Annotated in this window: 12 protein-coding genes; 8 read left to right on the top strand and 4 right to left on the bottom strand. The window is 52.0% G+C overall.

Features of this window, described 5'->3' with window-relative positions:
* Positions 1-143 precede the first annotated feature (143 nt).
* Together BLT35_RS05550 and BLT35_RS05545 are read left to right on the top strand one after the other, a co-directional pair.
* Entirely contained in the window at positions 144-1,295 is a 1,152-nt protein-coding gene (locus tag BLT35_RS05550) for an acyltransferase (protein WP_083351204.1), read from the top strand.
* A 74-nt stretch (positions 1,296-1,369) separates the two neighbouring features.
* On the top strand, positions 1,370-1,651 hold the full coding sequence (locus tag BLT35_RS05545; protein WP_074727243.1) for a hypothetical protein: 282 nt from the start codon (positions 1,370-1,372) through the stop codon (positions 1,649-1,651).
* A gap of 87 nt (positions 1,652-1,738) precedes the next feature.
* On the opposite strand, the gene BLT35_RS05540 is transcribed toward BLT35_RS05545, so the two are convergent.
* The 4 genes from BLT35_RS05540 to BLT35_RS05525 all read right to left on the bottom strand — a co-directional run bounded on the left by BLT35_RS05540 (position 1,739) and on the right by BLT35_RS05525 (position 3,440).
* Positions 1,739-2,071: a hypothetical protein gene (locus BLT35_RS05540; protein WP_074727242.1), complete on the bottom strand. Its 333-nt coding sequence runs from the start codon at positions 2,069-2,071 to the stop codon at positions 1,739-1,741.
* Between the two features lie 138 nt (positions 2,072-2,209).
* Positions 2,210-2,626 (bottom strand): YtpI family protein, encoded by a 417-nt coding sequence (locus BLT35_RS05535; RefSeq protein ID WP_254777517.1) that lies wholly within the window; start codon positions 2,624-2,626, stop codon positions 2,210-2,212.
* A complete protein-coding gene (locus BLT35_RS05530; RefSeq protein ID WP_062406949.1) occupies positions 2,602-3,111 on the bottom strand; it encodes a sporulation membrane protein YtrI in 510 nt (169 codons plus the stop codon). The genes BLT35_RS05535 and BLT35_RS05530 overlap by 25 nt, the downstream gene beginning before the upstream one ends.
* Positions 3,108-3,440: a YtrH family sporulation protein gene (locus BLT35_RS05525; protein ID WP_062410828.1), complete on the bottom strand. Its 333-nt coding sequence runs from the start codon at positions 3,438-3,440 to the stop codon at positions 3,108-3,110. Before BLT35_RS05525 ends, BLT35_RS05530 begins: the two co-directional genes overlap by 4 nt.
* 199 nt (positions 3,441-3,639) lie before the next feature.
* Between BLT35_RS05525 and BLT35_RS05520 the strand changes: the two genes are divergently transcribed.
* The 6 genes from BLT35_RS05520 (at position 3,640) to pyk (ending at position 11,952) form a co-directional block, all read left to right on the top strand.
* Entirely contained in the window at positions 3,640-7,212 is a 3,573-nt protein-coding gene (locus BLT35_RS05520) for a DNA polymerase III subunit alpha (protein WP_074727241.1), read from the top strand.
* 89 nt (positions 7,213-7,301) lie between these two features.
* A complete protein-coding gene (locus BLT35_RS05515; protein WP_054819142.1) occupies positions 7,302-7,796 on the top strand; it encodes a phosphatidylglycerophosphatase A family protein in 495 nt (164 codons plus the stop codon).
* A gap of 262 nt (positions 7,797-8,058) precedes the next feature.
* The gene (locus tag BLT35_RS05510) at positions 8,059-8,250 is read left to right on the top strand and encodes a hypothetical protein (protein WP_054819143.1); all 192 of its coding nucleotides are present in this window, start codon (positions 8,059-8,061) and stop codon (positions 8,248-8,250) included.
* A 55-nt stretch (positions 8,251-8,305) separates the two neighbouring features.
* On the top strand, positions 8,306-9,232 hold the full coding sequence (gene accD, locus BLT35_RS05505) for an acetyl-CoA carboxylase, carboxyltransferase subunit beta (protein ID WP_074727240.1): 927 nt from the start codon (positions 8,306-8,308) through the stop codon (positions 9,230-9,232).
* A complete protein-coding gene (locus BLT35_RS05500; protein WP_062406956.1) occupies positions 9,222-10,202 on the top strand; it encodes an acetyl-CoA carboxylase carboxyltransferase subunit alpha in 981 nt (326 codons plus the stop codon). The genes accD and BLT35_RS05500 overlap by 11 nt, the downstream gene beginning before the upstream one ends.
* Positions 10,195-11,952, top strand: coding sequence for a pyruvate kinase (gene pyk, locus BLT35_RS05495; protein ID WP_074727239.1), 1,758 nt, complete (start codon positions 10,195-10,197; stop codon positions 11,950-11,952). Before BLT35_RS05500 ends, pyk begins: the two co-directional genes overlap by 8 nt.
* The last annotated feature ends 30 nt before the right edge of the window (positions 11,953-11,982 follow it).

Genomic DNA, 11,982 nt, shown 5'->3' with positions numbered 1-11,982 from the left:
CCGCTCCTTTCAACCCTTCGTTTTTATCAATTATAAGCATTATTACTTAAATTGTGCAAGTATTTATAAGTGATTGTAAGTATTTTCTCGCAGATATGGCAAATCAGAGATTCGTTCCATGCTCCCGAATATGTTACAATGTCATGAGAAGTTGCAAAGTGATTATTTTCAAAGGAAGGAAAAACCTGATCGTGGCTACTGCAAAACCGAAATCAAAACCGAAGCTGTTAGAACTGGACGTCGTCCGGGCCATCGCCATACTGGCGGTGCTGATTATTCATTCGACGTCGGATGCTACCGTGGAGCTTCCGATTGGAAGTGGCTCACAGGCCATGTATTTGGCGCTGAACAAGCTGAGCAATTTTGCCGTTCCGGTCTTTATTATCGTGAGTGGAATCGTACTTTTTTACAAATATCAGGGCGAAAGCTTTGGCGGCAAGCAGGTGCTTCAATTTTACGTCAAGCGTGTGAAGCATGTGCTCTTTCCCTATGTGCTCTGGTCGTTGTTCTATTACTTGTACAACCAGTGGATTTTCGACAGGGAAAACTTGCATATGGATTGGTCCAGGTTCGCCGATTTGCTGCCATGGGCCGAGGCATCTTATCATTTGTACTTTATGGTGATTATCGTCCAGTTTTATTTGCTGTTTCCGCTGATGATGTGGCTCTGCCGGTTTGCCTGGTTCAGGAGAAGCCTGATATGGATCGGTCTTGTCATTCAGGCGGTCTTTTACTCCTACAACCATTGGGTGGAGCCGATCAACCACATGCCGTCGCTTTGCGTCAATTATTTCAGCATGTTCACGCTGGGCGGCTGGATCGGTCTTCATTATGAGACGTTTGCCGCCTGGCTGAGAAGACATACCGCATGGGTGCTGCCGGCTGCCGTCGTCATAGGCTGCAGCTTCCTGGGACTGTTCATGCTGGAGGGTCGGACAAGCATTGTTCTTGACGGAGCCTGGTATCATGTGCTCTTCTTCGTTTATGCGGCGTTCGCAGGGCTGAGCTTGATCCGGCTGGGACAATTGCTGATTCGCTTCGCCATGCCTGCGGCCCGGGCGCTAATGGCGCTGGGGGCCGTTTCCTTCGGGATTTATTTGATTCATCCGGCGGTGCTGACTTACTACCGCACTCATTTTCCGAATGAAAGCGGAGCGATCGGGCAGTACCATCTGTATACCTTTACGGCGTTCGCTCTGAGTCTGATCATTCCATGGATTCTGACTTACGCATACGGATTGGCTGTCCGGCTGCTGCGCCGTCCCAAGCCGAAGTCGTCTGCACAAGGAGCCTGAACGGTGATATTCGGACCTCATCCTTCATACAATGGATTGTACAAGTCTTTTGAGAGGGAGGAGGGCATGCAATCATGAAAGGAATCAAAAATATCGTATTTATAGGGCTGACGCTGGGCATGCTGATTTACGCTGTACCGAAGCTTAAAACGACGGGGCTTGACTGGTCGCTTGAATCGGTATTCGGACTCGGCTGGATCGCTTTTGCTCTGCTTGTAGTGGCGGCCCATTTGCATCAGCTGCTGGGCGTGGAGGAAGAAACGAAACGGGAGCTTTTGAAGGTGAAGCGCATGAAGCGGTGGAAGATGGAGCAGGCGCTGCAAGGCAGACGCAAGCTGCTGCAGGTAAAAAAATAATGGATACGCAAAAAAGGCCTTTTTTCCTGTACAGGGTGAAAATGGCCTCTTTTTTGCGTACCGTTGTCCTTGTTCGGTTCTGCCGGATTAAATGAGCAGGGTGATGGCAAGCAGATCGAATAATACAAGAGGTAAAATGACATTGCTGTAGTACGAATAGTACGGAAAGTAAGGATAAGGACCAGGCAGTAAAGCCCGGCTGTGTCCCGGCAGCGTTTGCAGGTATAAGTGGTGGTTGTCGACATGCACGATGATGCCGTCGAAGGTCTGGCCGTGAACGGTTTGTACGCGCACGGGCTTGTGTACGTGTTGGGAGCACACGTGAAGAAGTTTTTCTTTGCACTTGCCGATGACTTCCAAGGCATTGGCTTCCAACTCGTAAATGGGCTGCTGCTGCCCTGCATGGGGAGCCTTCTCCATGATGATCGGACACCTCCTAAGGATGCAAGCTACTTCCATCCTATGCAGGCAAATCACGAAATATTAAGTATAAAATGTTGTAAAACGGTCGTATGAAAAGCAAAAACCGCCGGAAGCCCCGGACGGTTCGTATGGCTTTTAGCGCTTGAAGTGGAAGTAATTGCGAAGACCTGCGTAGAAATTAAACAATCCCAGAAGAAGGCACACCGTACCGAAAATTCGCCTGATAACCGAATCCTCAAAGAAGAACAACTGGGTGATGGAGATGATAATCAGCATGATCCCCATCGCAATATTCATCTTGGATGAGAGCAAGCCTCCGCGCTTCGGGTCCGTCTCTCTGCGGAAGCGATAGCTGTAAAAAACGGAAAAGCCAAGTGCGATGAAAATGAGTGTGCTGAGAGCGATCTGAATATTGGCAATCATGTTGGAAAGGCACATCCTTGTCGACAGGTTACATTCTTTAGTAATCACTTTACCGATTTCCGCCATGAAAATCAACCGGTTACCACCTGATGAATCGGGGGCGATCACGCCATCGGAATTCGTTTCCATTCCTTGACCGTGACCCAAACCTTGAGCTCCGTTTGCGTCAAGACGATCCATCTGACCGATTGGACGATGTAGTCCTTGTCCAGAACCCCTGTATACGGTTTTTCTTTTAGAATCTGCTCGTACACATCCGGCATGGCTGCAAAATCCGAAATTTTGCGGCCGACGATAATTTTTTTGAGCTCGCCGTGGATTCGGCGCTTCAGCTCGCTTTCCGTTATTTTATCCAATGGAGAATCGTCGGCCGATTCCACATAAATATTCAGCAGGTTGATCGTATTTTGTTGATTTTTGTTTTTTTTCAAGTCCTCCACTTCCCCCTCCAATCTGACATTTTCAGACACGAGTTCCCTGTTCTGAACGATCATCATATTAAGGCGCTGGTTATAGATACTTAGAAAAAGTGCGGCGCCGATGATCATGCCGGCAATCAGCAATCCTACCGCACGCAAAACATTTCCTGCCGATTCGTGAGGGGGAATTTTCAACCGCTGCTCCCTCCCTTGCAGATCCATTGAATAAGCGTCGTGCCCATATGGGCCCCGATAAATGCGCACACGATGTACATGATTTGTTGAATGGCAGGAGAAATGTGGCCGTCATGAAAATGAGTTTCGATCGCCCGGATCGGATCAATCGTTCCGCCGATGGCGGCAACCATAGCCCATATTTTGATCTGCTCCGACACATTCATCATTTTGTATACGGGAGGCTCCAATGTAATGACGGCGCTGATTCCCGCCAGCATGGTTCCCCCAAAAACAACCCCGAACGCCACGAAAAAATCCAGCAAGCATTTGGATAAAAATACCGCCATCATTTCCACCCTTTCCCGTTCTTTGACTGTTCGCTATAGGGCGGACCCATGCTGAAAGAGGTTGTCCCCCGTAAGCAGCCTGCCGGCCCCGACCCTCGAATGCTTCTTCATCTAAATATATGGCACACTTGTTCGCCTTATGCTAAAATAGGTACAAGATTTTTTTTGAGGGATTCAGTAAGTATAGGAGGCGGCCCGGATGGGCGATATCGATTTTGTCCATTTGCATGTGCACAGCGAATACAGCTTGCTTGACGGCGCCGCACGCATTCAGGATCTGGTTCAGCAAGCGGCCGAGCTTGGCATGGAGGCTTTGGCGCTTACGGACCATGGCGTGATGTACGGTGTTATTCCTTTTTACCGCGCGTGCAAGGAACGGGGCATCAAGCCGATCATCGGCTGTGAAATGTACTTTACTGCGGGTTCATTACGTACAAAGGGCACCAGACAGGAGCAGCCCATCTATCATTTGATTCTGCTCGCCAAAAATCAGACCGGCTATCAAAACCTGATGAAGCTTTGTTCCATTGCGCATATGGAAGGCTATCATTACAAGCCGAGGATCGATCTCGAACATCTGGAGCGCTATTCGGAAGGACTGGTGTGCACGAGCTCCTGTCTGGGGAGCGAGGTATCCCAGCATTTGCTGCACGGACGCTATGAGGAAGCGAAGGAAGCGGCGCTCAGGTACCGGGCGATATTCGGAGACGATTTTTTTCTGGAGCTGCAGGATCACGGGCTTCCGGAGCAAAAAAAAGTGATGTACGAGATGATCAGGCTTGGCCGTGAGACAGGGATTCCGCTGATCGCCACCAATGACGTGCATTACGTACGGGAGCAGGATCATGCGGTGCAGGATATATTGCTGTGCATCGGCACGGGCAAAACCGTGGAGGACGAAGAGCGGCTCCGCTTTCATTCTTCACAGCTGTATCTCAAGAGTAAAGACGAGATGGCACGGATGTTCGCCCATGTACCGGAAGCGATAGCGAACACGGCGGCTGTTGCTGAACGCTGCAATCTGGAGCTTGAATTTGGGCGGTTCATCCTCCCGCAGTTCGATCCGATTCCGGAAGGGTTAACGGCCGGCGCGTATCTTGCGGAGCTTTGCGGGCAAGGGCTTAAAAGACGCTACTCCGCTCTCAAGGAATGGCAGGACGCGGCGTGGAGGGAAGCGGTGGAGCAGAGGCTTCAGTATGAGCTCGACGTCATCGAAAGGATGGGTTACTCCGATTATTTTCTGATCGTGTGGGATTTCATCCGTTTTGCGCATGAACGGGGCATCGCTACGGGACCGGGACGCGGCTCGTCCGCGGGCAGTCTGGTTGCCTACACGTTGAATATCACGAATGTGGATCCGATTCGCTACAACCTGCTGTTTGAGAGGTTTCTTAATCCCGAGCGGGTGTCGATGCCCGATATCGATATCGATTTCAGCGATCTTAGACGCGATGAAGTCATTGACTATGTGGTTCAAAAATACGGCAGGGATCGGGTCGCCCAGATCATCACCTTCGGTACGATGGCCGCTAAAGCGGCGGTAAGGGATGTGGGACGGGCGCTGAATGTGCCGTATAACGAAGTGGACCGCACGGCGAAGCTGATTCCCAATCAGCTCGGCATGACGCTGGAGGAAGCGCTGCGCGTCAGTCCCGAGCTGAAAGCGCTGGCCGACAGGCAGCCCAAGACGGCGGAACTGCTGTCGCTTGCCATGAAGGTCGAGGGCATGCCGAGGCATGCGTCTACACACGCGGCGGGCGTCATCATTTCGCGCGAGCCGCTGACCCAGTACGTGCCTCTGCAGGAAGGAAACGAGCAGACAGCGCTGACGCAGTATCCGATGGAGCATTTGGAAGCGATAGGGCTGCTCAAAATGGATTTTCTCGGACTGCGTACGCTTTCCATCATTGAGCGTACAGTGGAGTGGATCCGCGAGCAGACCGGTAAGGCTCCGGACTGGACACAGGTGCCGATGGACGATCCGGCGACCTACGAACTGTTGGGCCGCGGAGACACGACTGGCATATTTCAGCTCGAATCGCAAGGGGTTCGGCGCGTGCTCAAGGAGCTGAGGCCGTCGGATTTTGAAGATATTGTCTCGGTTCTCGCCCTGTACCGGCCGGGCCCGATGGAGTTTATTCCGAAGTATATCGGGGGCAAGCACGGACAACTGCAGGTGGAATATCCGCATGAAGCGCTGGAACCGATTCTTCGGGATACTTACGGCATTATTGTTTACCAGGAACAAATCATGCAAATCGCTTCGCTGATGGCCGGCTTCAGTCTGGGGGAAGCGGATTTGCTGCGCAGAGCGGTCAGCAAGAAGAAACGCGAGGTACTGGATCAGGAACGGTCCCACTTCGTTCAAGGCAGCTTGGGACAGGGCTACAGCGAAGCCGAAGCGAACCGGGTGTACGACATGATCGTCCGCTTCGCGGACTACGGATTTCCGCGGGCTCATGCGACGGCTTACGGCGTTTTGGCGTTCCAGACGGCTTATTTAAAGGCTCATTATCCTGTGCAGTTCATGGCTTCGATGCTTACCGCAGTCATGGGCAGCCACCATAAAGTGGCGGAATACGTGGACGAATGCAGGCGGATGGGCATAGCGGTACTGCCGCCGGATGTGAACGAGAGCGGCTTTTTGTTTACCCCGGTCCAAACCCGGGAGGGCGGCGCCATTCGTTTCGGGCTGGCAGCCATCAAAAATGTCGGCACAACCGCGATCGAATCGATCCTGAAACAGAGGGAATCCGGTCCCTACCAAAGCTTGATCGACTTCTGCCGGCGCATCGATCTGCGGGTATGCAACAAGCGCGTGATGGAATCATTGATTCAAGGGGGCGCCTTCGATTCGCTGCCGGGACACCGCGCTCAGCTGCTGGCGATGCTGGAGGAGGCCATCGATGCGGCCGTCAAGTGGCGAAAGGACCGCGAGGATCTGCAGCTCGTTCTGGAAGGATTTGGGTTTACGGAAGAGGTGAATTGGGAGGTAGAATATCCGGATATCCCTCCATTTACGTTGACGCAGCAGCTTGAGCTGGAAAGAGAACTGACCGGTCTTTATATCTCCGGCAGTCCGCTTGACGAGTTCGAGTCCAAACTGCATAAGCTTGAGCTTGATCCTTTGTCATCGCTGCAAGAATATCCTGACGGAAGCGATGTGATGGTAGCCGGGCTGGTCACGGCAAGCAAGACGATCGTGACCAAGAAAGGCCAGCCGATGGCGTTCATGGAACTGGAAGACCGTGTCGGCAAAACGGAGGTTGTCCTCTTCCCGGAGGTGTGGAAAAAATACGCTCCGCTCGTGCAGAAGGGAAAGCCGGTGCTCATCATGGCCAAGCTGCAGCTCGGAGACGAGGACTATAAGCTGTTTGCCAACCAGCTGCTGGCGCTGGACGACCCGCACCTGGAGCAGAAGGCGGTCAAACCCGCTGCTTCCGCGGCGGGAGGCAAGTTTTCCCGAAGCGAACGAGGGCCGTCCCCGCCAGCCCGCAGGCAGCCGGCTGCGCCGAAGGCCGCCGGGGCCTCGGCTGCTCCGGTATCCCAGCGGGTGTATATCCGAATCCCCGCGCAGCATGAGCAGCCCGGCGTTCTCTCCGAGCTGAAGCGGCTGATTGCGCAGCATACAGGGGCACTGCCGGTTGTACTCTACTATGAGAAAAGCCAAAAAACGCTGGGCTTAAGCGATAAATACAAGGTAAGGCCCTCTCCGGAGCTTTTCCGGCGCATTGAAGAGCTGCTCGGTAAAGAATGTGTAAAAGTGAAATAATTCCGTCTTCCTCCGCATACATTTAATAACCCGTACGGCATCGGCGTGCTGCCGACCGATCTGATGGAACTGGAGGAGGCGTTGTTTTTATGCCGCATCAATCAATTGTCGAATATCTGGAGAAGCGGGGCGTGAGTGTCGAAAGTATTGCCGATATCGTGTACAAGCTGCAGCATCCCTATAATCCGGCGCTTTCCAAGCAAGCTTGCGTGAACAGCGTAATGACCGTTTTAAAAAAAAGGGAAGTGCAATATGTGTTGTACACCGGAATTGCGTTGGATGAGTTGGCGGAGAAAAAGCTGCTTCCCGAACCGCTGCAGGGATTGATGGAAACAGACGCCCCCCTGTACGGTGTGGACGAAACGCTCGCGCTTGGGATCGTTCATGTGTACGGAATGATCGGACTGACCAGCTTTGGATTCCTGGACAAGCAGAAAATAGGCATTATCCGGGACTTGAATAACCATAAAACGGGGATTCACGTGTTTCTGGATGACCTTGTTGCGGGACTTGCCGCAGCGGCTTCGGCGCGCATTGCCCACAAGCACCAGGATGAATTGGACGGCCTTCCTCCGGTTGAATGAAGTCTTTTTTGGCGAAATGCCGATGATATTTAAGAAATCAGATCTCCCCGAAAAGCGCTAAGGTTCGGTTGCGGGCAAAAGAGCACTTATGATATCATTAATCCAATATGTCCGTGATTCAGAACGTGGGCCATAAGTTGTATCCACATTACTGAATCACCTTGACAAACGCTCGCGTCCTCAGCTTTCCTTATGAAAAAGGTTGATTTGCCAAGCTTTAGGACAGCGCTGCCGTTTTAACCTTGGGGAGGTCTTTTTTTTCATGTGGACGGTAATCTATATCGCTCCGACAGCCAAAATCGCTGAGAGAATCAAGCAAAGACTGACGGAAGAGGGCTTTCTTGTACAGGTGCGCGCGATCAACATGACAAAAAATCAATTTGAAATTTTAGTTCCCGAAGGCGAATTGGAAGAGGTTCAAGAGGTTCTAAACACCATTTTGCATAGATCATAGCCACAAGTACCGTTTGGGCACGGACAAGTCCATCATTCGCAAGTGAGGTGTAGACGTGCAGTTCAAAGATTTATTTCAGAAAAAAAGAAAATACGCCACTGTTCCATCGGCGGACAGGCCTGCGCCCAATGCTCCGGTTGATGGAGCGATCGACGTTCCCGAGGAGCGTCCGAAACGTGAAATTCCCGAAGGACTGATGAACAAGTGCCCGAGATGCGGGACCATCCAGTATAACAAGGAACTGGACAAGAACCTGAAGGTGTGTGCCGCGTGCGATTATCATTATAAACTCAACGCGGTTGAGCGCATCCAGATGACGATGGACGATGGCGAGTTCACGGAATTCGATAGTGAATTGGGCTCGGAAGATCCGCTGGGCTTTCCCGATTACGTGAACAAATATAACAAAGCTGTTGAAACTACGGGGATGCAGGATGCGGTGATTACCGGCGAGGGAACCATCGGCGGATACCCGGTTATCGTAGCGGTGATGAGCTTCGATTTTATGGGAGGCTCGCTTGGCTCGGTCGTAGGAGAAAAAGTGACAAGGGCTATTGAACAGGCCATTGCCAAACAGCGGCCGGTCATTATTTTCTCGACGTCGGGCGGAGCGCGGATGCAGGAGAGCATTCTCAGCTTGATGCAGATGGCCAAAACGAGCGCGGCCCTGGCCAAGCTGAATGAGCAGGGGGGACTGTACATCTCCGTTATTACGGACCCGACATTCGGAGGCGTGTCTGCGAGTTTCGCTACCTTGGGCGATTATATCATTGCTGAACCGGGAGCGGCTTTCGGCTTTACAGGACGCCGGGTGATCGAGCAGACGATTCGTCAGAAGCTACCGGATAACTTTCAAACCGCCGAATTCAATCTCAAGCATGGACAGGTCGATTTCGTGGTGCACCGAAAAGAAATGCGGACCATGCTGACCAAGCTGCTTAGCATGCATACGGTAAAGGAGGAGACGGCCAGTGGCAAGTGAAATGCCTTTTGAGCTGCCGCTTGTCGAGCTTCGCGCGAAAATCGATGAGCTGCGCAAATTCGGAGAGGAAAAGAAAATTGATTTCTCGGACGAAATTGACCGGTTGGAGCAGCGATATCAGCAGTTGGAAGCCGAATTGTACTCAAGCATGACCACACAACAGAAGATGCAGGTGGCCCGCCATCCTCAACGTCCTACGACGCTCGATTACATTCAATACTTATTCACGGATTTTATTGAGCTTCATGGCGACCGTGTTTATGGGGACGACTTAGCCATCGTTGGCGGAATAGGCCGTTTTAACGGGATTCCCGTGACGGTCGTCGGACACCAGAAGGGCAAGGATACAAAGGATAATATCGCCCGCCATTTCGGCAGTCCTCACCCGGAAGGATTCCGTAAAGCGCTGCGTCTGATGAAGCAAGCCAATAAATTCAACCGGCCCATCATTACATTTATTGATACCAAAGGCGCTTATCCAGGGAATGCGGCAGAAGAACGGGGTCAAGGTGAAGCCATCGCGCGCAATCTGCTTGAGATGGCGTCCATGCGAGTGCCGATTTTATGCGTGGTGATCGGTGAAGGCGGCAGCGGAGGTGCGTTGGCGCTTGGCGTCGGCAATCGCGTGTTTATGCTTGAAAATTCGATCTATTCCGTGATCAGTCCGGAGGGTGCGGCCTCGATTCTATATAAAGACGCGTCGAAATCGATGGAAGCGGCCGAAGCGATGAAGATTACGGCTGATGAAATTTTAAAGCTCGGTGTGATCGACGCGATTATTCCGGAACCGAAGGGCGGGGCTCATCGGGATGTTGTCATGCAGGCTGAATCCATAAAACAAGTATTATGGGCGCACTTGCAGGAGTTAATGAAAATGACAGAGAAAGAATTAATGGAAGACCGTTATAAAAAATTTAGACAAATCGGTCGGTTCACAACCATTCAGGAGGGTAACCACAACCATGCGTAAAACCAAAATTGTTTGTACCATCGGACCGGTCAGCGAATCGCTGGACATGTTCAAGAAGTTGATCAACGCGGGAATGAACGTCGCGCGGCTCAACTTCTCCCACGGCGATTTCGAAGAACATGGCGCCCGGATCGCCAATGCCCGTAAAGCTTCTCAGGAGCTGGGAAAGAACCTTGCGATTTTGCTGGACACAAAGGGTCCGGAGATTCGCACAGGCAAGCTGAAGGACGATCAGAAGGTCGAGCTGATTCAAGACCGGCTGATTACGCTCACGACTGAAGAAGTGCTCGGCGATGCTGATCGCGTGTCTATTACATACAGGGATTTGTACAAAGATGTAAGAATCGGTTCCACGATCCTGATCGATGACGGCTTAATCGGGTTGAGTGTTGAGGATATTCGCGGTACCGATATCGTTTGCCGGATTAAGAATGGCGGATTGCTTGGCAGCAAGAAAGGCGTAAACGTACCCGGCGTCAAAATCAATTTGCCGGGGATTACGGAAAAAGATGCGAACGATATTATTTTCGGTATTCAGCAGGGAGTTGATTTCATCGCTGCTTCTTTCGTGCGTAAAGCGAGCGATGTCATGGAAATTCGTGAAATTTTGGAGCGTCATAACGCTGCTCACATTCAGATCATCTCCAAAATTGAAAATCAGGAAGGCGTAGACAACCTCGATGAGATTCTGGAAGTATCCGACGGACTGATGGTGGCGCGGGGAGACCTCGGTGTGGAAATTCCGGCGGAGGATGTACCGATCGTACAAAAAGCCATGATCAAAAAATGTAACCAGGTGGGCAAGCCGGTCATTACGGCAACGATGATGCTGGATTCGATGCAGCGCAATCCGCGTCCGACCCGTGCGGAAGCAAGCGACGTAGCCAATGCGATTTTCGACGGATCCGATGCCGTGATGCTGTCCGGTGAAACGGCGGCGGGAAAATATCCGGTCGAGTCCGTGCTAACGATGGCCCGGATTGCGGAGCGTGCGGAGCAGGCATTGGAACACCGTGAAATTTTCATCCGCCAAAGCAATGCTCAGCAAACCACGGTGACGGAAGCGATTAGCCAGGCGGTTGCCAACTCCGCTTTGGACCTTGATGCGAAGGCGATTCTGACCGCTACCGAAAGCGGCTATACGGCACGTATGGTTTCCAAATACCGCCCGAAAGCACCGATTATTGCCGTTACCCCGGATGACCGGGTATTGCGCCGATTGTCTCTCGTTTGGGGCGTTATGCCGGTTAAGGGCGAATCTTGCTCCTCCACGGACCAATTGTTCGAGCATGCGGTTGACGCCAGTGTCAAAACCGGTTTAGTCAGCCTTGGCGATCTGGTTATCATCACAGCGGGCGTACCGGTAGGACGTTCCGGAACGACAAACCTGATCAAAGTGCATCAAATCGGCGAAATGATTGCCAAGGGACAAGGAATCGGTACTCAGATCGCTACCGGAAAAGTGATCACGGCTCGCAGTGCGGAAGAGGCGAACGCCAAAGCAACCGAAGGGTGCATTCTTGTCACTCCTACGACAGATAAAGAATATATGCCGGCATTCGAAAAGGCCGCAGCCGTCATTACGGAAACGGGCGGGATTACTTCCCATGCAGCCGTGGTTGGTATCAGCCTTGGCAAGCCTGTGGTCGTTGGTGTAGTTAACGCGCTGGAGATTCTAAAGGACAATGAAGAAGTCTCCATATATCCCGAAGTGGGCGTCATCTACTCCGGACGGGCTCGGGTACTGTAAGAATGCCCCGGGCATACAAAAAGAGCGGAC

This window comes from Paenibacillus naphthalenovorans, assembly GCF_900099895.1.
GTDB lineage: Bacteria > Bacillota > Bacilli > Paenibacillales > NBRC-103111 > Paenibacillus_G > Paenibacillus_G naphthalenovorans.
This window is presented reverse-complemented; position numbering and strand designations above follow the sequence as displayed.